This is a genomic window from Corynebacterium sp. NML130628 (genome assembly GCF_001875665.1).
GTDB lineage: Bacteria > Actinomycetota > Actinomycetes > Mycobacteriales > Mycobacteriaceae > Corynebacterium.
In genome coordinates, this window is the sequence record NZ_MLAL01000006.1 from 1 (window position 1) to 25,727 (window position 25,727).

At 57.8% G+C, this 25,727-nt stretch carries 25 protein-coding genes; 2 read left to right on the top strand and 23 right to left on the bottom strand.

Annotation, left to right across the window (positions count from 1 at the left end):
- Positions 1-436: 436 nt before the first annotated feature.
- From BJP07_RS00480 to BJP07_RS00495, 4 genes are read right to left on the bottom strand one after another with little or no spacing between them, the layout of a single operon-like run.
- Positions 437-1,561: a cysteine desulfurase family protein gene (locus tag BJP07_RS00480; protein WP_071565600.1), complete on the bottom strand. Its 1,125-nt coding sequence runs from the start codon at positions 1,559-1,561 to the stop codon at positions 437-439.
- A gap of 5 nt (positions 1,562-1,566) precedes the next feature.
- Positions 1,567-2,721 carry an SAM-dependent methyltransferase gene (locus BJP07_RS00485; protein WP_071565557.1) on the bottom strand — a complete coding sequence of 385 codons (1,155 nt, stop codon included), beginning with the start codon at positions 2,719-2,721 and terminating at the stop codon, positions 1,567-1,569.
- A complete protein-coding gene (locus BJP07_RS00490; RefSeq protein ID WP_071565558.1) occupies positions 2,718-3,575 on the bottom strand; it encodes an NUDIX domain-containing protein in 858 nt (285 codons plus the stop codon). Before BJP07_RS00490 ends, BJP07_RS00485 begins: the two co-directional genes overlap by 4 nt.
- A 35-nt stretch (positions 3,576-3,610) precedes the next feature.
- On the bottom strand, positions 3,611-4,453 hold the full coding sequence (locus BJP07_RS00495; protein WP_071565559.1) for an ABC transporter ATP-binding protein: 843 nt from the start codon (positions 4,451-4,453) through the stop codon (positions 3,611-3,613).
- A 211-nt stretch (positions 4,454-4,664) separates the two neighbouring features.
- Between BJP07_RS00495 and BJP07_RS00500 the strand changes: the two genes are divergently transcribed.
- Together BJP07_RS00500 and glgB are read left to right on the top strand one after the other, a co-directional pair.
- Positions 4,665-6,689, top strand: a complete 2,025-nt coding sequence (locus BJP07_RS00500; RefSeq protein ID WP_071565560.1) for a maltotransferase domain-containing protein — start codon at positions 4,665-4,667, stop codon at positions 6,687-6,689.
- A gap of 34 nt (positions 6,690-6,723) precedes the next feature.
- The gene (gene glgB / locus BJP07_RS00505; protein ID WP_177222485.1) at positions 6,724-8,928 is read left to right on the top strand and encodes a 1,4-alpha-glucan branching protein GlgB; all 2,205 of its coding nucleotides are present in this window, start codon (positions 6,724-6,726) and stop codon (positions 8,926-8,928) included.
- Between the two features lie 57 nt (positions 8,929-8,985).
- On the opposite strand, the gene BJP07_RS00510 is transcribed toward glgB, so the two are convergent.
- The 19 genes from BJP07_RS00510 to rho form a co-directional block, all read right to left on the bottom strand.
- Positions 8,986-9,864, bottom strand: a complete 879-nt coding sequence (locus BJP07_RS00510; protein WP_071565562.1) for a tetratricopeptide repeat protein — start codon at positions 9,862-9,864, stop codon at positions 8,986-8,988.
- A 3-nt stretch (positions 9,865-9,867) separates the two neighbouring features.
- On the bottom strand, positions 9,868-10,173 hold the full coding sequence (locus BJP07_RS00515; protein ID WP_070479533.1) for an MTH1187 family thiamine-binding protein: 306 nt from the start codon (positions 10,171-10,173) through the stop codon (positions 9,868-9,870).
- Positions 10,174-10,183: 10 nt separating this feature from the next.
- A complete protein-coding gene (locus BJP07_RS11355; RefSeq protein ID WP_071565563.1) occupies positions 10,184-10,471 on the bottom strand; it encodes a hypothetical protein in 288 nt (95 codons plus the stop codon).
- 14 nt (positions 10,472-10,485) lie between these two features.
- Complete coding sequence (nucS, locus tag BJP07_RS00525; RefSeq protein ID WP_071565564.1) at positions 10,486-11,178, bottom strand: endonuclease NucS; 693 nt, start codon at positions 11,176-11,178, stop codon at positions 10,486-10,488.
- A gap of 45 nt (positions 11,179-11,223) precedes the next feature.
- Entirely contained in the window at positions 11,224-11,697 is a 474-nt protein-coding gene (locus tag BJP07_RS00530) for a DUF2550 domain-containing protein (protein ID WP_177222486.1), read from the bottom strand.
- A 168-nt stretch (positions 11,698-11,865) separates the two neighbouring features.
- On the bottom strand, positions 11,866-12,240 hold the full coding sequence (locus BJP07_RS00535) for a F0F1 ATP synthase subunit epsilon (protein WP_071565566.1): 375 nt from the start codon (positions 12,238-12,240) through the stop codon (positions 11,866-11,868).
- Positions 12,241-12,249: 9 nt separating this feature from the next.
- Positions 12,250-13,743, bottom strand: coding sequence for a F0F1 ATP synthase subunit beta (atpD, locus tag BJP07_RS00540; protein WP_071565567.1), 1,494 nt, complete (start codon positions 13,741-13,743; stop codon positions 12,250-12,252).
- Positions 13,744-13,746: 3 nt separating this feature from the next.
- Positions 13,747-14,721, bottom strand: a complete 975-nt coding sequence (locus BJP07_RS00545) for a F0F1 ATP synthase subunit gamma (RefSeq protein WP_071565568.1) — start codon at positions 14,719-14,721, stop codon at positions 13,747-13,749.
- Between the two features lie 52 nt (positions 14,722-14,773).
- A complete protein-coding gene (atpA, locus tag BJP07_RS00550; protein ID WP_071565569.1) occupies positions 14,774-16,444 on the bottom strand; it encodes a F0F1 ATP synthase subunit alpha in 1,671 nt (556 codons plus the stop codon).
- A gap of 9 nt (positions 16,445-16,453) precedes the next feature.
- Positions 16,454-17,287, bottom strand: a complete 834-nt coding sequence (locus BJP07_RS00555) for a F0F1 ATP synthase subunit delta (RefSeq protein WP_070362614.1) — start codon at positions 17,285-17,287, stop codon at positions 16,454-16,456.
- Positions 17,288-17,292: 5 nt separating this feature from the next.
- Complete coding sequence (locus tag BJP07_RS00560; protein WP_071565570.1) at positions 17,293-17,850, bottom strand: F0F1 ATP synthase subunit B; 558 nt, start codon at positions 17,848-17,850, stop codon at positions 17,293-17,295.
- A 46-nt stretch (positions 17,851-17,896) separates the two neighbouring features.
- The gene (locus tag BJP07_RS00565) at positions 17,897-18,139 is read right to left on the bottom strand and encodes an ATP synthase F0 subunit C (RefSeq protein WP_071565571.1); all 243 of its coding nucleotides are present in this window, start codon (positions 18,137-18,139) and stop codon (positions 17,897-17,899) included.
- Positions 18,140-18,245: 106 nt separating this feature from the next.
- Positions 18,246-19,040, bottom strand: coding sequence for a F0F1 ATP synthase subunit A (gene atpB, locus BJP07_RS00570; protein WP_071565572.1), 795 nt, complete (start codon positions 19,038-19,040; stop codon positions 18,246-18,248).
- Positions 19,041-19,479: 439 nt separating this feature from the next.
- The gene (locus BJP07_RS00575; protein WP_071565573.1) at positions 19,480-19,941 is read right to left on the bottom strand and encodes a hypothetical protein; all 462 of its coding nucleotides are present in this window, start codon (positions 19,939-19,941) and stop codon (positions 19,480-19,482) included.
- Positions 19,942-19,952: 11 nt separating this feature from the next.
- Positions 19,953-21,095 (bottom strand): glycosyltransferase family 4 protein, encoded by a 1,143-nt coding sequence (locus BJP07_RS00580; protein ID WP_071565574.1) that lies wholly within the window; start codon positions 21,093-21,095, stop codon positions 19,953-19,955.
- Positions 21,096-21,755: an L-threonylcarbamoyladenylate synthase gene (locus BJP07_RS00585; protein ID WP_071565575.1), complete on the bottom strand. Its 660-nt coding sequence runs from the start codon at positions 21,753-21,755 to the stop codon at positions 21,096-21,098.
- Between the two features lie 37 nt (positions 21,756-21,792).
- A complete protein-coding gene (prmC, locus tag BJP07_RS00590; RefSeq protein ID WP_177222487.1) occupies positions 21,793-22,659 on the bottom strand; it encodes a peptide chain release factor N(5)-glutamine methyltransferase in 867 nt (288 codons plus the stop codon).
- A complete protein-coding gene (gene prfA / locus BJP07_RS00595; protein ID WP_071565577.1) occupies positions 22,646-23,719 on the bottom strand; it encodes a peptide chain release factor 1 in 1,074 nt (357 codons plus the stop codon). The genes prmC and prfA overlap by 14 nt, the downstream gene beginning before the upstream one ends.
- Positions 23,719-25,545, bottom strand: a complete 1,827-nt coding sequence (gene rho / locus BJP07_RS00600; protein ID WP_083583963.1) for a transcription termination factor Rho — start codon at positions 25,543-25,545, stop codon at positions 23,719-23,721. Before rho ends, prfA begins: the two co-directional genes overlap by 1 nt.
- Between the last annotated feature and the right edge of the window lie 182 nt (positions 25,546-25,727).

Below are 25,727 nucleotides of genomic sequence, written 5' to 3' on the forward strand. Positions count from 1 at the left end.
CCCGCAACCTGCACACATGACCCGAAAAATGCTCAACAATCACCCCAGACAAACCAACATGTTCAACAAACCCACCGACACCTGTCAGCAGGTGTTCAACAATCAAAACCACCGCATAATATACGCTCACATGCAATCATAGGTAAGAGAATACTAAGCAAACTGGGATTACCAGGCACGACAGGTGTCATTCGACACGCGTATGCCGGGCTATTAATGCATTGCAGTTTGATACCCAAAACCGTTAGCAGACAAGTGTTACCAACCTAAGGCTTGCTAGGGCGTATAAGGCAGACCTTTTCGTGATCGTTGAACAGTTGCTACCCCCGCGTTTTACCCCTGTTGGGTTGGGTCGAAAGTATGAAGGGCCCGAACCAGCATGATGCTCGTACTGGTCCGGGCCCGACAAACAACTACGTCGCCTCGCGCGATAAAACTACATGTTCCCAGCTGCGCGGGCCTTCGCAACGACGTCCGCGATGTGTCGGACAAAGTAGTCGATGTCCTCCTGCGTATTCGTTCGCCCGAGCGAGATCCGCAACGCGCCCAAGCCAAGTTCTTCTTCTACGCCCATCGCTTCGAGAACATGGCTCATCCGGGTAACACCACTCGCACACGTTGATCCTGTCGAAACAGCGATTCCCAGCGTATCCAGCAACATGAGCATTGCATCCCCGTGCGCACCACGGAACATAAAGTGTGCATGCCCTTCCACTGCTGGTTCCTGGGTGGTTACCACGACATCCGGAACCTCCCGCCGTACGCCAGTGATGAGCGCATCGCGAAGTTGCTTTACGTGTGCGCGCTCTTGTTCCATCTCAGAACAGGCTTCCGCCAACGCCGCAGCGGTCGCCGCAGCGGAAGCGACATCTACTGTCCCCGGTCGCAGTCCACGTTCCTGGCCACCACCGTGTATTGATACCGTCGGCGTCGGCGAGCGTTTCGCCAGCAAAAGGCCTGTCCCGCGTGGTCCACCAAATTTGTGTGCGCTTGCCGCCAAAGTTGTAGCGCCAAGGTCATGGAAATGGACTGGAATCTTGCCGACGGCCTGCACGGCATCAACGTGGACAGGTGTGTTTTGACGCGAAGCTCTGCGCACAACTTCCTCGACGGGCTGGAGCGCACCGGTTTCATTGTTTGCCCACATCACAGCTGCAACAGCTGCAGGGGAACCGAGCGCCCCGAGGTCCGTGAGGTGGCCGTCGTCACCTACTGGGAGCCAATCCACGTGCTCTGCTCCGAGAGCTTTGACAGTCTCCAGTACCGCCGAGTGCTCAACTGGTGAGCACACCACCCTGTCCCCCTGCTCGCCGCGCATGGCGTAGTAGAGCCCTCGGACCGCGATGTTGTCGGCCTCCGTACCGGATCCAGTAAAGATGACCTCAACTGGATCCGCCCCAAGCAGCTCCGCAACCTGTTCCCTTGCGTCGGCAAGTACTGCATGAGCATGACGCCCCGCCGCATGCTGTGCCCCGGGGTTCAGCGCTCCTGCGTGTTCGACCCAGGTCTCAATAGCTACCTGACGCATGGGAGTAGTTGCAGCGTGATCGAGATACTTCATGCGCACTACCCTACGCGCTGATGCTGTCTTGCCTCACAAATGTATGCAGTCGGGCTGCTGCCGGTACGAGCGATGAGCACGGCCATCTGGCGGCACCCTTTGAGCTTCAGTTTCTTTCGTAGCTGGTCAGGGTTGACATCAACACCCCGTACGAGGATCTCAAGTGCCCCTGCTTGGTACTTGGTCAGCGCTGCCTTGAGTCGTTTGAACGGGACTGCTTCTACAAGCCGGAATCCGCTGGAGTTTGGGGGTAATTCGTCTCCTGTGAGGAATGCAATGTGCGGATCCACCATCCACAGCTTGTGTCGATGCGCCCAGTGGCGAACAAGTCCGGCGCGGATGATTGCTCCATCCGGCTCGATCATCCACGTGCCGGGTTCTGCGATAGTGGTGTCGTCGGGCTCGTTCGATCGCACCCTCTCTTGCGTTCCATCCATGCGCAGCACTACGGCTTCTCTGATGTTCGTTCCGAAGCCTTCTGTGTAGAGGCAGGTTTCTTTGACTCCGCCGTCCACGGAGGCGACGCTGACGAGTCCGCCCCATTCGCTGTAATCGATTCCGGGTGCGCATTTTACGGCGAGCTCTCGTCCGCGGTGCGCGTCCACGAGGTCTGGGAGTGGCGGTAGGAGTTTCGCCGGGTCAGTGATCCGTCGGCCGTTGGCTCGACGTGCTGGGTCGGCCACGATGACGTCGGCGCTACTTATGGGGTGCAGGGCATCGGCTTGGCAGAGGAGGACGTGGGCGTCGGAAAGGTTCGTTTGTGCCATCGCGAGCCGTACGCAGTCGAGGTCTGAGCCGATCCAGGCGAGTTGTTTCCTTCTTATCGACGCCCCTTCGCTTCCAACCGAGCACGTCACGTCATGGACCGTTGTTGCCCCAATGTCGATGATGAGCTGTGCCCTGTATTCAGCGACGAGTTGCGGTGTCGCTTGCTGCGCGGCATCGCTGTCGGTGAGCCAGTGGTTTGGCATTTTCCCGTGCGCGTTGCGCTGCGCAGCGAGCAACTCTGAAACAACACGAGCGTGGTCGCCGAATTCTTTCTCCAGCGCTTTCCTGTCACGAATCAGGGTATTTGGCGTGAGTTCGAGGTCCGGACCGAGTGCCGAAATTCTTTGGAGGTTATCCCGCAGAAACGTAACCTCGTCCAGGGTGAAACTCATTTTGGTGTCCCGATCCTCTCGACTGGGTGCTCGTGGAAGAACTCGTGGTAGCGGGGGTCCTCTGCTGGGTCGCCGATGATTGGCCGTAGGTCCGCATCGCGCGCAAGTTTGACTGCGTCTTCGAACGTGTCACAGGAGCACAGCATTTGGAGTTGTCCCCAGGTTGAGGGCGCGAGACGGACGAGCCCGGCGCGCCATCCTTCCATGAGGAGGTCGGGAGAAAACCAGTTAGCGTCGTCCGCTTCGCCGGTTTCTGCGTCCGGTTCCTGGCCGGTGGGTGCTTGAGCGAGGAAGCTAAAGGTGTCGAACCAGTTTCCTCGCTGTGAACAGCCCACCCATCGTGCGAATGGGATGAGGAGGTCGCTACAGACGTTGAGGTCATTTTCCTGCAGCATGTCAGTGAGTGAGATTTCGTGTGAGACGAGTTTGAGTCTCTGGTCGTGGAATGGGCGAGCGTCGCTGAGGAGGGTGCCTTCGTCGTCGACTGCGAGCAGCGTTCCTGTTTCCTCGAACAGTTCGCGTACTGCTGCGAAGAGTAGAGCGTGTGCTTTGTACTTCGTCACGCCAAGTGTGCGTGCGACCGAGACAGCGGATTTTCCGATCCATAGGTTGCCGTCGTTCCAGGCACGGGGCGGGAAGTCACGGCTATCGACGCCTCCACCGGGAAAAACGGTCATTCCTGGGTAGTTCTTCATGCTCATGACGCGTTCTTGCATCCATACTTTGATGCCGTCGCGGGTGTCTCGGATGAGGATGACGGTAGCGGAAAGGCGTGCCCCATTGAACCCACTGGTTTCTGTGGCGTCGACTGCGTCTGTTGCATTGACGGAAAACGCGCCGGTTTTACGGTACACGGTGCTCCACCTCCTCCCGTGGTGTGTTGCGCGTGTTATGCGCGGTGCGCACCACTTCGCGTGCTTCGTGCACGACGGGCGTAGAACCGTCCGTCGTCGTGCTGCACTTCAATTGGCTGGTGATACGCCCTCGAGACGTTTTCACTGGTGAGAACGTCTTCGATGAGCCCTTGGGCGATAACCGTTCCTTCATCGAGCAGCATGGCGTGTGTAAAACCATACGGGATCTCTTCCAGGTGGTGCGTGATCATCACCATCGCTGGCGCATCGGGGTCAAGCGCGAGGTCGCCGAGGTAGGCGATAAGGTCTTCGCGTCCGCCGAGGTCCATGCCTGCCGCGGGTTCGTCCATGATAAGTAGCTCCGGGTCGATCATGACTGCGCGGGCGACGAGGACGCGCTTCTTCTCACCATCAGAGAGGGTTCCCCAAGCACGGTCGATGAGGTGCATCGCACCGACCTGTTCAAGGACATCCAGGGCTTGCTCATAATCGACGTCTTCATACTGCTCACGCCAACGTCCGACGACGGCGTATCCGGCAGAGACGACGACATCGCCGACTTTTTCACTTGCCGGAATCATCGAGGCGATCGCGGAGGACGTCAGCCCGATTGCAGCCCGCAGATCTCGCATGTCGGTCTTGCCGATACGCTCCGCCAGAACAAACGCGACACCGCGTGATGGGAATTCCTGGGCTGCAGCCATGCGTATCAGCGTGGTCTTGCCGGCGCCGTTTGGCCCGACGATGACCCAGCGCTCGTCGAGTTCTACTTGCCAGTCGACAGGGCCAACAAGCGTGTTACCTCCACGAATAAACTCGACTCCTCGGAAGTCGATGAGCAGATCTGGGTCGGTGGTTGGTTCGTTCACGGCTACCATTCTGGCTTCTTTCTACTTCGGCGTCTACGTGGTGAGAAATAGGAGCGGCTGAGCTCTCTATGTAACCATATCGTTGTATGAGCATTGCCACGGATGAAAGCGAACCCTTATGTCGATATTTCCCTTAGGAGTTAGCTAGTCTGAGAGAAGAAAGAGCACACCTATTAGGTGTGTCCGACTTCCATCGGCCACATGTGAGGATAAAAACGACATGGTTGCACGCTTTGGTATCGACGACGTACGCCCTCAAGTTTCTGGGCGAACTCTTCCGGCGAAGGCGGTGGTAGGTGAGGTTGTACCGGTCTCTGCCCTGGTGTGGAGAGAAGGCCACGACGCTATCGCTGCAAGCCTTGTAATTACGGACCCGAATGGAGAACAGTACTCCATTCATATGCAGCAGGAGCCATACCGTCCGGATTACACCCACGCAGTGTTTGTCCCCGATTCCCAAGGGCTGTGGCGCTACCGCATTGATGCGTGGAGCGATGTCATGGCGACGTGGCGTAATGCTGTGACCAAGAAGCTCGAAGCTGGGCAAACGACTGAAGAAATGGCGAATGACATCGCCCACGGTATCCATCTTTTTGAAACCGCGATTTCGCAGACCCCGGCACCGGACCGGGAGATCCTTGAGCGCGCTGCCGCTGCTCTCGGTAACCCTGCACTTCCGTTGGCTGAACGCATTCGTGCCGGTTTGTCAGATGAGGTCTTGGAAGTGCTCAACGCATTTCCACTTCGTGAGCTGGTCACCCACGGCCCTATCTGCGATATTTATGTAGAGCGACGCGATGCGCTCGTCAACTCATGGTACGAGCTCTTCCCTCGGTCGACCGGCGGCTGGGACGAAGAGGGCAACCCGGTGCACGGTACCTGGGCAACGACAGCGAAAGCACTCGATCGGGTCGCGGCGATGGGCTTTGACACTGTCTACTTCCCGCCTATCCACCCAATCGGTGAGATCAACCGCAAGGGGAAGGACAACACGCTTGTCGCCGAAGACGGCGATGTCGGCTCCCCATGGGCGATCGGCTCCAGCGACGGTGGCCACGACGCGTTCCACCCGCAACTCGGTGGGGAGAAAGAATTCAGCGCGATGCTCGACCATGCGGACAAACTCGGCTTAGAAATTGCGCTTGATCTCGCGCTGCAGGCCGCCCCTGACCACCCGTGGGCAACTGAGCACCCGGACTTCTTCACCATTTTGGAGGACGGCACAATTGCATATGCTGAAAACCCACCGAAGAAATACCAGGACATCTACCCAATCAACTTCGATAACAATCCCGAGAAGCTCTACGAAGAGATCTACCGGGTTGTCATGTACTGGGTAGGCCTCGGTATCCGCACGTTCCGTGTGGACAACCCGCACACGAAACCGGTGAACTTCTGGCACTGGTTGATCAATCGCGTCCATGAAACGGACCCCGACGTGATTTTCCTCGCCGAAGCATTTACCCGCCCACCTGTGATGTACGGCCTTTCCAAGGCAGGTTTTTCTCAGTCCTACACCCACTTCACCTGGAAAGTCTCCAAGGGCGACCTCATCGATTTTGCCGAGCACATGGTCGACGTTGCAGATGTCTCCCGCCCGAACCTCTTCGTCAACACGCCTGATATTTTGCACGCGTCCTTGCAGTACGGTGGGCCCGCAGCGTTTGCGATTCGGGCAACGCTCGCAGCAACAATGAGCCCTCTATGGGGCGTGTATTCCGGTTTCGAACTCTTCGAAGGTGAAGCAGTTGCAGAAGGCAGCGAGGAATACAACCATTCGGAGAAGTACGAACTCCGCCCACGCGACTTCCAAACTGCCCTCGATAACGGTCAGTCCCTTGAGCCTTACATCACTTCCCTGAACCGTTTCCGCAAGGCGCAACCTGCATTACAGCAACTTCGCCAGATTCGCTTCCACCACGTAGATAACGACCAGATCCTCGCGTTCTCGAAGGTCGATGCCATCTCTGGCAACGCGGTACTCGTCGTCGTCAACCTGGATCCGTGGAATGCACAGGAGGGCACGCTCTACCTTGATGCCCCCGCAGTCGGACTCGAGTATGGAGCGCAGTTTGCTGTCCACGAGCTGGTAACAGATGCGTACTACGACTGGGGCTCAGAAAACTATGTGCGGCTAGCGCCAGAGGTCAACGTCGCTCACATTCTTAAGCTGCCTGACGTGGCGCCTCATAAACGCGAGGCACTCGCATTCCGACAAATTTCAGACCATGACTACCGTCCATAACAATCGCGACGAAACCGACGCTAGAAAGAACATTATGTCTGCAAACACAGTCAACTCAGAACTGCTGATCCCGGCGCACGACCGGCACCGCCTCCTCGAGTGCAAGCACCATGCGCCTCACGATTTCTACGGGTGGCACGCAGCACCCGAAGGCTCCGTGATTCGTACCCGGTTCCTCGGCGCAACCAATGTCGAGTTGCTCATCCACGAGGAGATCCGCCCGATGCAGCCCATCGGTGACGACATCTGGGTAATTGGATTGACTGACGCAACAGCGCCTGATTACCGGTTCAAGGTGCACTATCCCGAAGGTGACCCAGTCACTGTTGCCGATGCGTACCACTTCCTGCCCACTCTCGGCACACTCGACCTCCACCTGATCAGCGAAGGACGCCACGAGCGTCTCTGGGAGGTACTCGGCGCCAACGTTCGTACCTACGAGACGACGCTCGGCACCGTCACTGGTACCTCGTTCGCTGTGTGGGCCCCAAACGCACAGGGTGTAGCCGTCGTCGGTGACTTCTGTGCGTGGAACCCCAACCAGTACCCGATGCGCGTCCTCGGTTCGACCGGCGTGTGGGAGATCTTCATCCCTGGCATCGAGGCTGGCACGGCCTACAAGTTTGCGGTGCAGACATCCGATGGCCGTCGTATCGACAAGGCCGACCCCTTGGCGAAGCAAACGCTCACACCACCAGAAACCGTCTCCGTCGTTGCCGCCCCATCCAAGTTCGAGTGGACAGACAAGGAATGGGAGCAAAAGCGCAGCGAAGCAGACCCGACGAACTCTCCAATGAGTGTCTACGAGTGCCACATCGGCTCTTGGAAGAAGGACGCCACCTTCCAGACAATGCGTGACGAGCTCGTGCCCTACCTGGTAGAAAACGGATTCACCCACGTCGAATTCCTCCCCGTCGCCGAGCACCCGTTTGGTGGCTCCTGGGGCTACCAGGTCACGGGGTACTACGCCCCAACCGCCCGTTGGGGAACTCCGGATGATTTCCGCGCCCTTGTCAACGACCTGCATGCAGCAGGCATCGGGGTCATCGTCGACTGGGTCCCTGCCCACTTCCCGAAGGATGACTGGGCGCTCGCCCGCTTCGACGGCACCGCGTTGTACGAACATCCCGACTGGCGACGTGGCGAGCAAAAAGACTGGGGTACCTACGTCTTCGACTTCGGACGCAATGAAGTTCGCAACTTCCTGGTCGCGAATGCCTTGTACTGGTGCGAAGAGTTCCACATCGATGGCCTCCGCGTCGACGCCGTCGCATCGATGCTCTACCTCGACTACTCCCGCCAGCCTGGCGAGTGGCTCCCAAACCAGTTTGGTGGGCGCGAAAACTGGGACGCCGTCCAATTCCTGCAAGAGATGAACGCCACGGTGCACCGCAACCACCCAGGCATTGTGACCATCGCGGAGGAGTCTACTGCCTGGCCAGGCGTGACCGCCATGACGGAACACGACGGCCTCGGATTCTCCCTGAAGTGGAACATGGGCTGGATGAACGACACCCTCGAGTATTTCTCCCTCGATCCGATCCACCGGTCATACCACCACAACGAAGTCACCTTCTCCCTGGTGTACGCATTTTCCGAGCAGTATGTCCTGCCGTTTAGCCACGACGAGGTCGTCCACGGCAAGGGATCGCTTTGGCAGCGCATGCCCGGAGATGACTGGAACAAGGCAGCAGGCCTTCGCACCCTCTTCGGCTACATGTTCTCCCACCCCGGCAAGCAGTTGCTCTTCATGGGCTGCGAATGGGGACAAACCACTGAATGGGACGAGGCAAACTCGATCAACTGGGATAACATTTCCGACGGTTGGGGCCACGAGTACCACCGCGGTATCCAGCAGCTCGTCCGCGACTTGAACCGGGTGTACGTCGATACCCCAGCGTTGTACTCACAAGACAATGTCCCATCCGGATTCCAGTGGGTCAAGGGCGACGACTCGCAACACAACATCCTCGCTTACCTGCGCTGGGACACCGATGGCAATCCAGTACTGGCCGTCATCAACATGTCCGGTTCTTCGCAGCCGAACTACCGGATTGGGCTGCCAGTCACCGGTGAGTGGGAGCTCCTCATCAACACGGACGCAGGCGTTTACGGCGGCGCCAATAACGACCTGCCGCACACCGCGCAAAGCGACGATGTCCAGTGGGATCACTTCCCACACTCGATCGAGTTGCACGTTCCAGCGATGAGCGCACAGCTATACAAACTTCACCGCTAGAACAGCAAAGCCCGGGTCGGCAGGAGCTCCTGCGGACCCGGGCTTTTTCATGCCCCGTTAAAACAGCGCACTCGCGAGCTTGGTACGAGCGGCGAGCACACGCGGATCGCCGGCGTCGAAAAGCCCGAAGAGCTCGAGCAGCCGCTCCTTCGCCTCCGGGAACTGCTTGACTAAGCCCAACAGTCTGTCGAACGCCTTCTCAGGCGCACCGGAGACAAGCTCAGCATCAGCAGCCACCAGCTGCTTCGCAACATCGTCAGGGTGCTCCGATGCGTCAGCAATCGGATCAACCGTCAGGTTCGCAGGATCAAGCCGCTTGACGACGGCCACCGTCGCCTTTGCCTGCGCAACCTCCTTGTTGCCAGGATCCTCGCTCAACATCGCATCGTAAATAGCGGTCGCCTGATCGAAGTCACCAGCCTGCATCGCCCGAGCCGCCTCTTCCAAGCGCGGATCCTCTGCTGGTGCGGCGTCTTCTGCTGGCTCATCATCTAAGCCTTGCAGCTGCTTACCAACATTGCTCACCAGCGCCTCAAGCCAGGGCTTGAGCTCTTCCTCCGACTGATCTCCCTCAAAGCTCGTCAGCGGCCGCCCAGCTGCAAGCGCAAGCGTGGTCGGCACCATCCGCACGCCAAATGCTTGCGCGATCTGCGGAGTTGCATCTGCATCGACGTACGCATAGGCGAAACCCCGCTGCCCAGTAGCCAACTTCGTCAGCGTAGCTCGCAATGACTCCGAATCCGCCGAGCGTGCACTGCCTATATGTACAACAACTGGTACCTGCATCGAGCGCTGCAGCACTTTGGCTTCCAGATCAGCCTCGGAGACGGTAAACACAGGCACAAACCCCTCGCGTTGCATTTCTTCGCGCGCTTCTGCCTGCTTTGCTACCTGAGCTAGATCAACAGCTCCTGCCGTAAATTGTGGTCCTGTCACGTCTTAGTTCTCCTCGAGATGCTTGTTCAGGGACTCCATCTTCTGGTGGAGCATATCTGTAAATCCACGACGGATATCCGCCTTAATCACCAACGAAACGCGCGGAGAAACCTCCTCCACCGCCTGCGTTGCACGCTTGATGGTGTCCATCACCTCGTCCCATTCGCCCTCGATGGTGGTAAACATGGCGGTCGTTTCGTTCGGCAGCCCCGATTCGCGAACGACTTTCACAGCGCGGGCCACAGCCTGCGACATTTCAGCGTTCGGTGTATCAGTGACGGCTGGTGCTACTGAAAATGCTGCAATCATGCCTCATACCCTACCGCCTCGACCAACAATGTTTGTGCCAGTGTCGCCGGTCATCCGCGCCGCGCCCCACTTCCTTCGGCCACGCCACAACGTGAGCTACTCCGGGAGGGATGTTCTGGTTACAGCCCGGGCAAACATAAAACTTCCGAGCCGCAGCAGAGCCGATCTGGCGCACCTTATAAATCTCGCCATGCGTCCAGCCAGGCCCCTCCATTTCCTGGGTTCCAATAAAAGTAGAACCATCCCGTGGAAGCACGTAGCTCGGCTGGATATTCCGACGCCGATTCCTGCGAGGCACTATTGCATCGCTCCTTAAAACAACCGAAGCTCGTCGGATTCGATCCCGCGTAGGTCATCGTAGTCCAGCACAATGCACTGGAAGCCACGGTCTTCAGCGAGAGTCCGTGCCTGAGGCTTGATTTCCTGGGCGGCATATACTCCCTGCACGGGACGCAACACACTGTCCCTGTTCAAAAGCTCCACATACCTGGTGAGCTGCTCAACCCCATCAATCCCACCCCGGCGCTTTACCTCAACAGCTACGGTCTTACCATCTGGATCTTTCGCTAAAAGGTCAACCGGGCCAATCGCCGTCGGGTATTCACGACGAACCAACGTAAACCCTTCACCGAGCGTAGAAATGTGCTCCGCTAACAGCTCTTGCAGATGGGATTCCACGCCGTCCTTCACCAAGCCAGGATCTTCTCCCAGCTCCACCGTGGTGTCAGAGACGACCTCCTCTACAGTGATACGAAGCTGCTCACCTTTCGGGTTCTCCACGATCCACAACTCATCACCCGTGTCTTCCCCATCGATGTCCACGACGGCCTGTTCACGTACCGTGCACGGGGGCGTCATCCAGTTCAGAGGTTTATACGCACGATCGTCGGCATGGATCGAAACAGAACCGTCAGCCTTCATCAAAATAAGGCGGAGCGCGGACGGCAAATGCGCATCGAGGCGACCAACATAATCTACTGAGCAGCGAGCAATGACAAGACGCATGGCTACTAGGCTACAGCTTGTCCAAAACTGTACGGAATCCTCCCTCTAAATGCGTGGATCGCGACCGCGGTCGCGCAATGCACGGCGACGCAACGCCTCGTAGTCGACTTTCTCCTGCCGCTCATCTGGAGCGGATTCAATCCAAGAAATCAACGCCATTTGCGCATGCTTCTGGCCGGCGAATTCGATATCCCCCTCAGGACCGTGAAGCAGCACGGCTTCCTTAATGCCAGGCATGAACGATTGTTCTTCTTGCGTGAGCGCCCGCATCCCCTCGAAGCTCGTTTGTGTGCGCTCAATGCACATATCATACTGGAACGACAACGACCGCAGCTTATAGAAACGAAGCTCTTCCCCGTGATAGATCAGCACCCCATGTCGCCAGCCGTGGACCCCGGACGCAGGAAGCAGGCGAAACAACCCGATCGCTCCCGAATTCCGGAACATCACAAAGCGCCACACACAGACAGTGATGACGAAGAACACGAAACATAATGCCACGTACAATAAAACGATCACGTTGCACCTCTGCTTCGTTTCAAAAGACACTACTGAAGATATGCGCTTAATTCTAGCCACCAATGCGTGCAGTGCAAGCAGGAGATAAAAGGAAAACCCCGCTGTCTAAACAGCGGGGTTTACACGGTTGAGCGTGGCGCTCTACCTTCCTCCTACGCGGTGACCGCGTTAGCGAGATTCACTGCGACGGACAGCAGCAAGCTCAGCCTCTGCGCGAGACTTCACGAGCGCGTCATCGATGTTTTGAAGCCCAGCCTGAGCCTCGTCACGATTCACTTCGTGCGCGAAGATAGCGTAATCCGCGAGAATAGTCACCTTGTCACCTTGCACGGAAAGGAACCCACCCTGGACGGCAGCGACGATTCGCTCGCCGTCGATTGGGCGGATGGTCACGACACCGTTGTCCTTGAGCTGGCCAAGGAGCGGCTCGTGGCCAGGCAGAATGCCGATCTCACCTTCGGTAGTCTGAGCAGTCACGATGCTCGCTGGACCTTTCCAGAGCATACGGTCTACCGAGACCAATTGAGCGGTAAGTTCAGCCATTATTGCCTCCTAGCCTTGCAGCTTCTTGTAGGCAGCCTCAACGTCATCCAAGCCACCCAGACCGTTGAATGCCTGCTCTGGGTATGCATCGAATTCGCCGTCGCACAGCTTCTCGAAGGCGTCGATGGTCTCCTCGAGCGGAACGTAGGAGCCCTCGTCACCCGTGAACTTCTTTGCAACGAAGAAGTTCTGGCCCAGGAAGCGCTCGATCTTACGAGCACGCATAACCGTGACCTTATCCTCTTCGGAAAGCTCGTCCATACCGAGAATTGCGATGATGTCCTGCAGTTCCTTGTTCTTCTGCAGAATACCGATCACGCGCTGAGCGACCTCGTAGTGGCGCTCGCCAACGATACCTGGCTCAAGGATGCGCGACGTGGAGGTCAGCGGATCCACTGCTGGGTAAATACCCTTAGAAGCAATGGAACGCGAAAGCTCAGTCGTTGCATCCAGGTGAGCGAAGGTCGTCGCAGGAGCCGGGTCGGTGTAGTCGTCAGCCGGCACGTACACGGCCTGCAGCGACGTAATCGAACGGCCCTTGGTCGAGGTAATGCGCTCCTGAAGGACACCCATCTCGTCTGCCAGCGTCGGCTGGTAGCCCACGGCGGAAGGCATACGACCCAGCAGGGTCGATACCTCAGAACCAGCCTGGGTGAAACGGAAGATGTTATCGATGAACAGCAGCACGTCCTGATTCTGAACATCGCGGAAGTACTCCGCCATGGTCAATCCGGACAGCGCAACACGCATACGAACCCCTGGCGGCTCATCCATCTGGCCGAAGACAAGGGCCGTATCTGGAAGAACGCCCATGTCCTCCATCTCGAGGAAGAGATCCGTACCCTCACGGGTGCGCTCGCCAACACCGGCAAACACAGAGGTACCGGAGAACTCGCGTGCGATACGAGTAATCATCTCCTGGATGAGAACGGTCTTGCCAACACCAGCACCACCGAAGAGGCCAATCTTGCCACCCTTCACGTACGGGGTAAGCAGGTCGATGACCTTAATGCCGGTTTCAAGGATCTCGGTCTTACCTTCCAAGTCCTTGAACGCTGGTGGCTCGCGGTGGATACCCCAACGCTCGCCGCCGACGCCGATCGATGGGTCGTCCAAGCACTGGCCGAGTGCGTTGAACACGTGGCCCTTGACCTGGTCGCCAACCGGAACGGAGATCGGGTTGCCGGAGTCGCGTACCTGTGCGCCACGAACCAGACCGTCGGTCGGTGCCATAGCGATCGTACGGACGAGGCTGTCGCCCAGGAACTGGGCTACCTCGAGCACGATGGTGCGAGACATTTCGCCGAGGTCGATGTCGACCTCAAGCGCGTTGTACAGAGCGGGCAGCTCGCCACGCGGGAACTCCACGTCGACGACTGCGCCGATGACGCGCACGACGCGGCCATTCTCAGACCCTGCAGGGTTCTGAGCGAAATCGGACTCATTCTGAGCCTGACCCGTTGGCTCCTCGCCGAGCTCGTCGTAAGAGTGAGCAGTAGTCATGATTTAGTCACTTTCTCCACTACCAGACAGCGCGCCAGCGCCGCCGATAATCTCGGTGATTTCCTGGGTAATTTTTGCCTGACGGGCTTGGTTAGCCTCACGGGACAAGTTGTTCGCCAATTCAGTTGCGTTGTCCGTAGCGTTCTTCATCGCGGTACGGCGTGAAGCGGACTCCGCTGCAGATGCCTCCAAGAAAATCGAGTACAGCGAGCGGGATACGTAAACCGGAAGCAGCTCGTCCATCAGCGTTTCCGCGTCTGGCTCGAACTCCATATCCGGTTGGACTTCCCCACTCGTGGTGAGCATGTCTTCCTGCTCGTACTCGTAATCTTCAAGCACCGGCTCAATTGGAAGCAACTGGTGCACCCTGGCTTCTTGCGTCAGCATCGACACAAACTCTGTGTACACCACATGTACCTGGTCAAAGCCGCGAACCGCCTCGCCCACTGGGCTGTGCAGGCCCTCGCGCCACTTAGCGGTGCCTTCGGAGCTCGCCATGAAGCCGTCAATCAGGTGACGACGAACGTCGTGGGTCGCTTCCCATGAAGGCTTCTGGGACCAACCGGTCCAAGAACCTTCTACGCTCATGTCGCGGAAACGGTAGTGCGTTACGCCCTTACCGCCCGTGATGTAGCGGACGACTTCGTAGCCAGCTTCTTCAAGCATCCGCTCGAGCTCAGCTGCCTTCTTCAACACGTTGTGGTTATACCCGCCGGCCATACCGCGGTCTGATGTGACCACGAGGACTGCTGCGACTCGACCATTCTCACGCTCACGGAGCATGGGGTGGTCAAGGGAGCTCGCAGCTGCGAGGCGTTCCATGACGTCCTTGAGCTCGTCAGCATACGGCTTCGCCGCTTCGACGCGCTGCTGTGCCTTAGTGATCTGCGATGTAGCGATCAGCTCCTGGGCTTTGGTGATTTTCTTCGTGGAGTTTACGGACCTAATTCGGTCGCGTAGTTCGCGAAGTGTTGCCATGGGTTACTCTCCTCCCTTCCTATATGTAGACGTTTACGTCTTGTTTCAAGAATTACTTCTTGGAACGGCCGACGTTAAGGGTATTCTTCTTGACCTCACGCTTGTCCAGTGGATCTGCCTCTGGCTCGCGCACAATGTGCTCACCGGTGGAAGACTGGAACGAGCGAGCGAAGTCATCATTGACGCGCAACAGCGTCTGCTTGCTCGTATCGTCGAGCGCAGCGCCGCCAGAGATCTGCTCGTAGACCTCCGGAGCGACAGAGCGAATATGCTCCTGCAGCTCGAACTCGTAGCGACGCACGTCTTCGACGGGAACGACGTCAAAGGCGCCTTCGTTTGCAAGCCAGATAGACACGATCTGGAACTCAACAGGCTGCGGAGCGTTTTCCGCCTGCTTGAGGAGCTCGACCAGACGCTGACCGCGCTCGAGCTGGCGCTTCGACGCTGCATCCAGATCGGATGCGAACGCTGCGAACGCCTCCAAGTCACGGTATGCAGCAAGGTCGAGACGCAGGTTACCTGCGACCTTCTTCATTCCCTTGGTCTGCGCTGCACCACCAACACGGGACACGGAGATGCCCACGTCAATAGCTGGGCGAACACCCTGGTTGAAGAGGTCGGACTGGAGGAAGACCTGGCCGTCGGTAATCGAAATGACGTTGGTAGGAATGAACGCACCCACGTCGTTAGCCTTGGTCTCGATGATCGGAAGTGCGGTCAAGGAGCCAGCACCCAGTTCATCGTTGAGCTTCGCAGCACGCTCCAACAGGCGGGAGTGCAGGTAGAACACGTCACCTGGGTATGCCTCACGGCCTGGTGGACGACGCAGCAGCAGCGAAATGGCACGGTATGCCTCTGCCTGCTTGGTCAGGTCATCGTAAATTACCAGCACGTGCTTGCCCTGGTACATCCAGTGCTGGCCCAGCGCTGCGCCCGAGAATGGTGCAAGCCACTTGAAGCCTGCGGAGTCGGATGCAGGTGCAGCCACAATGGTGGTGTACTCGAGCGCACCGTGCTGCTCGAGGGTTGCACGAACGCCGGCGATCGTGGAGCCCTTCTGACCCACAGCGACGTAGATACAACGAACCTGCTTCGACGGATCACCTGTCTCCCAGAAGTGCTTCTGGTTCAGGATGGTGTCGATGCAGACTGCGGTCTTACCAGTCTTACGGTCACCAATGACGAGCTGACGCTGACCACGACCGATTGGGGTCATGGCGTCAATAGCCTTGATACCAGTCTGCATTGGTTCCTCAACCGGCTGGCGGTCGAGAACGCCTGCAGCCTGAAGCTCAAGTGCGCGCTCTTCGTTGGATTCAATTGGGCCAAGGCCGTCGATTGGCTGGCCCAGTGGGTTAATAACGCGGCCGAGGAATTCCTCCCCAACCGGGATGGACAGGACTTCGCCTGTCCGCTTTACTTGGTCGCCCTCGGTGAGGGTCTCGAAATTACCCAGAACCACGACACCGATCGAATCGGTCTCAAGGTTCTGTGCGACGCCGATGACGCCGTTCGGAAACTCGAGCAGCTCATTCGTCATGCATCCTGGCAGCCCGGAAACCTGGGCAATACCATCTGCAGCCGAAGTCACCACGCCGACCTCCTCACGGGAGGCCTCCGCGGAGTAGCTCGAGGTGTAGTTCGCTATCGCGCTACGGATCTCATCGGAGGAGATCGTCAGCTCCGCCATGTTCTTCCTGCTCTCGGTAGTTTGTTCCAGCATTATCTCTTACTAAAGGGTCGCGTTGGCGAGAAGGTCAGTGCGCATGCGGTTCAGTTTGCCGCGCGTAGACCCGTCGATCAGTTCGTCGCCAACTCGGATGGTCAGTCCACCGAGGAGGCTGGGGTCAACCTCAGAATGGATTGCCATCTCACGACCGTAAATATTCTCAAGTTTCTGTGCCAGTGCATCGCGCTGCGCGTCAGAGAGCGCTTGTGCGGTGACCACACGTGCCACGGCCTTCCCACGCAACGCGGCGACGTCAGCTGCAAGAGCTGCAAGATCGTCTACCGGATGGTGTTCTGGACGGCCAATGACCTGCAAAGCTAGCGCTTCAGTAACAGTGGTGACCTTGCCGTAAATGACGTTCGCCAGCAGGCCGCGCTTCTGTGCGGCTGTAGCAGTGCGGTCGGAGAGAAGCTGAGTCAGCTTTCGCTCCTTCTCAAGCAAGGTGGAGAGTTGGTACAGCTCGTTTTCAACCTGCTCCAACTGTCCCTGCGCCTCAGCACCCTTCATCAGTGCGCGGCGACCCAAGTTGATCAGCCCCGCACGGAATTCACGCGGATTTGACCACTCCTCGGAAGCTGCTGCAGCAAGGATCTGTGCCGTGGGTTCTGCGACCTTGGCACCGAAAACATCGTTGATGATCCCACGACGCTGCGCGGCATCAAGCGAGTTATCAGCGACAGCGATGCGCAGTGCACGCTCGGCATCAAGCTGATCCACGGTCAGGAAGAGTTCCGTACCAAGCTGCAATGCAACGGCGACGGTGTCCCCTGCACCTTGAATCAGCTGATCAAGCTGCTCAGAAACTTTTGTTTGTGCTTCGCGACTAGCTGCCTTCATTTCGCCTACTTCCTCGTAGAAACGTTGTCGAGTTCGGCGAGGAAAGCATCAATCGTGTTCGAGCGACGGGTGTCATCCGAAAGCTCGGTGCCCAGCAGACGCTCTGCCAAAGTGATGGAGTTCTGGCCCATCTCGTTGCGCAGCTCAGCGACGACCTGCTCGCGGGAAGCCAGAAGCTGCTTTTCGCCTGCTTCAACAATTCGACGAGACTCTTCTTCAGCCCGCTCACGAAGCTCAGCCTGGATTTCCTTGCCCTTTGCTCGGGCAGCTTCACGGATCTCAGCAGCTTCGGCGCGTGCCTCAGCGAGTTCAGCGTTGTTCTTTTCTAGAGCAGCCTTAGCTTCGGCCTGGGCAACCTGAGCGCGCTCAATGCCACCCTTGATTCGGTCTTCGCGCTCCGCCAGTACTTCTTGGAACTTCGGAAGGACATACTTCCAGAAGAGCAAGAATACGATGACGAAGACGACAGCCGACCAAACCACGTCGTACGTGGCAGGCAAGAGAATGGACGGCTCCGCCGCGTCTCCCTCTGCCAACACGAAAATATCGTTGACGTTAGTCATTGGTTGCTCCTGATCTAAAAAGTGTACGTGGAATTCGTGAGTTCTTTTAGAACAGGAAGCCTGCGACGAGGCCAATCAGAGCAAGTGCCTCAACGAAGGCGATACCCAGGAACATGGTGGTGCGCAGCTGGCCAGCCATCTCTGGCTGACGTGCCATGCCCTCAACGGTCTTACCGACCAGCATGCCAATGCCGATGCCAGGGCCGATGGTTGCGATGCCGTAGCCGATGGTGCCGAGGCCCTTGATGGTGCTCTCGTCTGCAGCTGCTGCAAGAATGATGTCGTTCATGTGAAAGTCGTTCCCTTTCTTGGTGTCTGCTTGCAACGGTTCCCGCAAGCAAACGAGTGACAATTTGTATGGGGTTTATTCAGTTTGACCAGTAGGTTGCGCTTTGTTAGTGCGCGTCTGCATGCAGCGACAGTTCGATGTACACCGCAGTCAACAGAGCGAAGATGTACGCCTGCAGGAAGATAATGATCAACTCATACAGGGTGAACAGCAACGCCGCGATCAGGGTCAGCCCTGACACACTCGTCCAGGCCGAAAGCTGCCAGAAGAAGAAGTTCGTAGCAGAGTACAGCAGGACGAGAATGATGTGGCCAGCAAGGAAGTTCGCCATAAGACGAAGCGCCAGCGTGACCGGACGCAGAATGAACGTCGAGAAGAATTCGATCGGCACAACAAGGAAGTGCAGAAAGAACGGCAACCCAGGAATCACGGTCGAGTGCTTGAAGAAGGCAACGCCGTAGCGCTGCACGCCCGCGTAGATCATCGCGATGTAGGCGACAACGGCCAGCACAATCGGCATGCCGATACGTGCGTTTGGCGAGATGTTGAGGCCAGGGATGATCGTGGCGACATTCATGAACAGGATCGTGAAGAAGATTGTCGCGATGACCGGCAGGAATCGCCGACCTTCCTTCTTCCCCAACGTGTCTTCAGCGATGTGGATACGGACGAAGTCCACACCCAATTCGCCGATGTTCTGCAGACCCTTAGGAACCAGCTTGGGCTTCCTAAAAGCAATAACAAAGAGGACCACCAATACTGCCGCCATGAACAGACGGACGAGCATGATACGGTCCAACGCGAACCAGCCATTGGCGAAGTCTTCACCAATGAACTGGTCGAACGTGTGCCCCGGGAAAAATTCTGGACCCAATTCGGGTGCGTGAAATGTACCCTTCATGGCCAAAGTTGTAACGCTCAGCGTTCTCTCCCGTTCTCGGGCCGCACATAACGTGCGGTGCGATGGACGTCTCCAACAAGCTGTCTCCGCGGCGGACTCCGTCGCACATCTTCTACCACGGGACAGGGGATGTATTTTCGTGCTTCTTCCAGCAAAAAATAAGGAAGCAGCAGACCTTAACTAACCCGCTCGATACTTTAACAGGTCACAGCGTATTTTTACTCTTTAGGGGGTCCTGCAAAGCTTCTTCTGAAGATTTTGGACATTCACGCTAGTAAATGTGGCTGGTACTGGCGTTTTCATCGCGTTTGTTACTTCCCCCACACCCGTTCCAAAAAGGGGTACACATCCGATAATTCGGGAATACCACCCCCGTATTGCGACATAAAAGAACGTCGCCACCCCAAGGCCAGGGGTAGCGACGAACATGTCCGCATATTTATGACTGCTGAATATAAGCCGTACGGACGCTGAGCACGCCCAAAGCTTCCGCACCAAGCGCTACAACTAGCGCTGCAATCGTCGTCACTCCGAAAGCTGTCGAGTCGTAGAAGGTCGCATCCCGAAGTGCGAACAAGATGAGCACGATGACGACCATCTTGATCAGCCAGCCCCCGAGGACCACCGCCATGGTCGTGGCAGGGGTGGAATTCGATGTCACCAATACGCTAATTGCTGTTAGGAGCACGAAACCTCCACCAATTCCAGTTCCCATGAGCGCTGCCCACAGTCCTGGTGCACCGCTTACTGCGCCCCACCCCATGAGCGAGACGATAAGCAGAGCCAGTAGCGCCATAGTTCCGAAACGCAACGCGCGCAGCAGTGGTCGACGCTGATCTTCATACTGCTCGGTATCTGAGACTTCGAGGTTCGCTGTCGCCGGGGTCTTTGGAGTATCCACGTCTGGACATCCTACACAGTTACAGGGCCGATCTTGCCCTTCAGCCATGGAATGAGCGTCGCGACAAATGCGACAACCAGCGATAGGACAGTAAAAGCGACAGCGAAGCGGGTTGGGACGATCGAAAAGCTCACTGCGCCAAGCGCTACTGCGGAAATCCACATATAAAGGACCAAAACGGTGCGCCGGTGTGTGTGTCCGAGACGAAGCAGCCGGTGGTGGATGTGTCCGGCGTCTGCTTCCCACGGTCGCTGTCCACGAATGACCCGTCGGATGACGGCCCACATAAAGTCAAGTAGAGGCAATGCAATGGCGGCCAGCACGACGATAATCGGGCTGACTAATGCCACCATATCCGCCGCCCCGTAGAGCGACATGTTGATCTTTCCCGACGCCGACGTCGACGCAGCGGCCAGCAGCAGCCCAATGAGCATCGAGCCAGAGTCTCCCATGAAAATCCGGGCTGGTTCGAAGTTATGCGGCAAGAACCCCGCGCATATGCCTACCAACACAGAGCAGATAATTGCGGGCGGGTACGCCGAAACGGCGCCCCCTTGATCGTGAAGCACGGTCAACGAAAAGAGGAGGATAGCTCCCCCGGCGATCATCCCAAGGCCGGCGGCGAGGCCGTCGATGCCATCAACAAAGTTGACAGCGTTGATGATCAACACCGTGAAGAATGCGGACAGCAACATGCCCTGCACTTGGTCGAGGATCAGCGTGGTCCCCTCCCCGAACGGCACGTAGAAGACTGTAAATACGAGCCCAAGGAAACTCATGAGGCCGGCTACAAGGAGTTGTCCACATAGTTTGACGACGGCCCCGAGTTCGTAGAGGTCGTCGATAATTCCGAGAATAACGATGCCACTCGCACCAGCGAAAACTGCGGTCATTTCTGGTGTCACCGGAGCGAAGCCACGCGTGAGGGCCGGGAGCTGCTGGGCAAGAAAAAGCGCACAGACAAGCCCGGTGAACATGGCGAGGCCACCGACGGAAGGCGTCGGCTGAGTATGCACGTCGCGCTTACGGATCTCCGCCACCCTGCCTGTGCGAACAAGTGCGGTGCGAACGACACCAGTCAGTAGGTAGGTGATCGCTGCCGCGACAAGCAGTACCAAGCCCAGTTCACGCAGTGGGACTCCGGCGCCGCCCATCTATTTCCTCCGCAACTGCTCTGGGTCAAGCTTCAGGACTTGAGCAATGCGTTCGGTGCTGATCGCTCCTTCACGCAAGATAACGGGGTTGGGCCCGGAGATGTCGACAATCGTTGACGGGGTACCTACTTCAGCAGGGCCGCCCTCGAGGTACACGCCTACAGCGTCACCAAATTGCTGGCGCGCTGCAGCTGCGTTCAGAGCAGGAGGATTGCCGGTCAGGTTCGCCGAAGAAACCGCCATCGGGCCGGTGCGCTGCAGCAGCTCAAGTGCCAAAGGTTGATTCGGCATCCGCAGCAGCACGGTCCCACGGGTGTCCCCGAGGTTCCACGGCAGGCTCGGCGCCTCGGGAACGACGATCGATAGGCCTCCTGGCCAAAATGCTTCGACGAGCGTCTTAGCTGTGTCAGTGAACTCCCTCACAAGCCCTTGAATAGTCATCCAGGAACCGACTAAGACTGGCACCGGCATATCAGGACCCCGGCGTTTCGTCGCAAGCAATGTAGCCACCGCTTGGTTATTGAAGGCGTCCGCCCCAATTCCGTAGACGGTGTCGGTAGGAAGAACGACGCAACGTCCCTCTTTTACCGCAGCTTCGGCCGCTTGCAGTCCTTGTTCGCGTTCTTCTGGCTCGAGGCACTGGAAAACCCTGCTCGCCATAATGCTCCTCGTTTTCTTTGTTCAGTACCGGACTAGCTTACTCGCTCTGTTTGCGAGCGCAGACAAAGCGGTGTTTCCCGGTGAGGTCCGGTATCCGTGCAATGCTTTCAAATGCGCCACTTGCTGCCACGACATCCGCAGTCAGATCAGAGGTCGCGTCGTCATGCTCAACTGCAAGCACTCCTCCTGGCTTGAGAAGCTTGGCTGCTACCGGAACGAGACCCCGGATCGCATCCATGCCGTCATCTCCGGAAAAGACAGCTTCAGCAGGGTCGACGTAGACCTCCGGGTCCAACGCGTCAGTATTTGGCACGTAGGGCGGATTACTCACGACCATATCCGCACGGCCACGCATCTCCGGTAAGAGGTTCGCGTCAGTCATGTCACCAGCAACTATCTGAACATTCGTCCCCACTGCCTCGTTGTTACGCTGCGCATATTCACGCGCGGTCTCGGACCGCTCTACTGCGATGACACGCGCATGCGGTAGTGCGTTGGCAATGTACAGCGCAAGCGCTCCCGAGCCGGTACCCAAGTCCACGATCGTGGGAGGCTGCGCTACACCGGACTTCCGCAGCGTTTGCACCGCCCAGTCAGCGAGAACTTCAGTTTCTGGCCGTGGGATAAACACGCCCGGGCCGACGCGCAGCGTGAGAGAACCAAACGGTGCGGTCCCAACGATGTGCTGGAGTGGTTCGCGCGATGCGCGTCGTTGGATCGCTGTCTCAAACGCCACATCGAATTCCTGGTCAACGTCGAGGAACAGTACGTTCACTGGGGTCTCGTCGAGTAGCCAGGCGGCGATCAGCCTCGCGTCGACTGCTGGCGTGGCAACGCCCGCGGCCGCAAGCATCTGCGCGCCACGGGCGATGACCTGTTGAGCGGGGTGTTTACTCGGCTTCAAGTCGTTCCTGCCGCTCGTGTGTCTGAAGCGCTGTGATCAGATCGTCCATGTTGCCATCAAGCACCGTGTCAAGATTGTTCGCCTTGTAGTTGATGCGGTGATCCGAGATACGATTCTCGGGCCAGTTATAGGTCCGAATGCGCTCGGAGCGGTCCATGGTGCGCACCTGCGAAGCGCGGCCCTCCGCGGCTTCCGCTTCAGCTTTCTCGCGCTCGAGCTGGTCAAGGCGAGCTTGCAACACCTGCATTGCGCGGGCGCGGTTCTGAATCTGCGAGCGCTCGTTCTGGCAGGTCACCACAATGTTCGTAGGCAGGTGCGTAATGCGCACTGCGGAGTCAGTGGTGTTCACGCCCTGGCCTCCCTTACCGGAGGATCGGTAGACATCGACTCGGATGTCTTTCTCATCGATATTTACCGACGCCACTTCGTCCGGCTCCGGGAACACATAGACACCGGCAGCAGATGTCTGAATGCGCCCCTGCGACTCGGTGACCGGCACACGCTGCACGCGGTGCACGCCACCCTCGAACTTCAGCTTGGACCACGCACCATCACGAGAAGGAGTTTTCGCCTTGACTGCGACAGTCATGTCTTTCACACCGCCAAGGTCGGACTCGGACAAGTCAAGCACTTCCCAGGTCAGGGCGTGTTTCTCGCAGTACTTTTGGTACATGCGGGCGAGGTCACCGGCGAACAATGCTGCCTCTTCCCCGCCAGCACCCGCTTTGAGCTCCATGATGATGTCATCACCATCGTGCTCGTCACGCGGCGCGAGCAAGTCCGCAAGTTCTTCCTCGAGCGCAACGATCTCTTTCGCAAGGCGCTCAGCTTCTTCGGCGAACTCTTTGTCTTCATACGCCATCTCCGCTGCAGCCTCATGGTCCTCACGCGCTTGATTCAGCGCGTCGTTGACCTTGATAATTGGCTGCAGTTCGGCGTAGCGCTTTGAGAGTTTCCGGAACCTATCTTGGTCACCCACAATGTCCGGGTCACCCATCTGAGCCTGGATGCCCTCATATTCGGCGACGTAGTCGTCGACAAGCGAAACTTCGCCAGCCATTAGATGTACTCCTCTGCGTCTTGGTCAGCCGCCATTGGTGCGGAGTTGGCGACGCCCATCAGGAACTCGCCGTTGCTCTTCGTCTTCTTCAGTTGCTTGATCAGCATGTCAATGGACTGTTGCGGATCAAGCGCCGACAGAATGCGGCGAAGCTTGTGCATGACACGAGCCTCATCCGGCCCCATCAGTAGTTCATCCTTACGGGTGCCGGACGGGTTGACATCTACCGCTGGGAAGACCCTGCGCTCCGCGATCTTGCGGTCAAGCTTCAGCTCGGCGTTACCAGTACCCTTGAACTCCTCGAAGATCACAGTATCGCCTGCGGAACCAGTCTCCACCATCGCCGTGGCGATGATTGTGAGCGAACCGCCCTCTTCAATATTGCGGGCGGCACCCAAGAAACGCTTCGGCGGGTACAGCGCGTTGGAGTCAACGCCACCGGAAAGGATGCGTCCAGACGCTGGCGAGGAGTTGTTGTACGCACGGCCCAGGCGTGTAATGGAGTCGAGGAGAACAACGACGTCCTGTCCCATCTCCACGAGTCGCTTTGCCCGTTCAATCGCGAGCTCCGCAACAGCGGTGTGCTCTGATGGCGGACGGTCGAAGGTGGAGGCGATAACCTCACCCTTTACGCTGCGTTGCATGTCCGTGACTTCTTCGGGACGCTCGTCAACGAGGACGACCATCAGGTAGCACTCTGGATTGTTCTTCGCGATGGCGTTCGCAATGTTCTGCAAGATCGTCGTCTTACCAGCCTTTGGAGGCGAGACGATCAGCGCGCGCTGGCCCTTACCGATCGGCATGACCAGATCGATCACGCGAGTGGTCAGGATATTTGGCTCCGTTTCCAAACGCAGGCGCTTGTTCGGGTACAGCGGCGTCAACTTGTGGAACTGCTTACGCTGCTTCGCGTCCTCCGGCGTCATGCCGTTGACGGAATCAACACGAACCAGTTGGTTGTAGCGCTGACGGTTGCGGCCAGAGCCGTGCTGGTGCCCCTGCCCGTTCGCGCGAACCTGACCGATGACCGCGTCACCAGAACGCAACCCATTCGCTCGAACGAGGCGGTTGTTCACATACACATCTGCGCTGCTCTGTCGGTACCCAGTAGTACGGATGAACGCAGCATTGTTGTCGATGACATCGACGATGCCAGCTACTTCCTGCAGCTCCTCTGGCGGGATGTTCTGGTTGTCCTGCTGGTCACGGTTGTTGTCCCGGCCACGGCGTCCACGACGGCCACGGCGTCCACGACGGCCTCCTCCGTCTTCGTCGTGGTCACGGTTGTTGCGACCACCGCGGTCGTTGCGCTGGTTGCGGCCACGGCCACCATTGCCGTTGCCGTCATTGCTATTGTCAGACTTTTCGTCGGACGAGCCGTTATCGTGCTTGTTCTGCTTGTCGGCCTTCTCGTCATTCGAGTGCTTCTGCTCTGCATCAGCCTCGTGAGACTCGTGGTTGTTCTTCGCGCGGTTCCGACGAGCGCGGCGTGCTGCAGATCGGGACTCGTAGCGCCCCTCGTGCTGCCCGGACTGCTGCTCTTTCGCCTTTTCCTCTTGGCTCGACTTGTCGCCTTGCTCCTCACTGGCTTCAGCGGGGTCTGCGGCCTTGCGGGTGGCGCGACGGCGGTTATCGTTGTGCGTTTCCTCTTCTGCCGCTTTCGCAGGGGCCTTACCAGGGACCGTGCCGGTCGTAATAGCCTGGATGAGGTCGCCCTTTCGCAGACCGGAGACACCTTTAAGTCCTTTTTCGGCAGCAAGTTTGCGCAGTTCAGGAATCTTCAGTGCTTGAAGGTCTGTTCCTGCTGCGTTTCCGGTATCTGTCACGGATGTCCTTTCGTCACTTCGCCAGCAAAGAGAGTGAACACTGATTCGAAGCTTTCGTGTGCATTGTGTCGTTACGTTCACTGTGCGCGGCAAGTTCATTAGCAGTAACTGAATTGCCTGCGCGCTCCCCCATGGTCAGTGAAAACCATGTAATAAAACTACGCCACTGCACGTAGATTGCA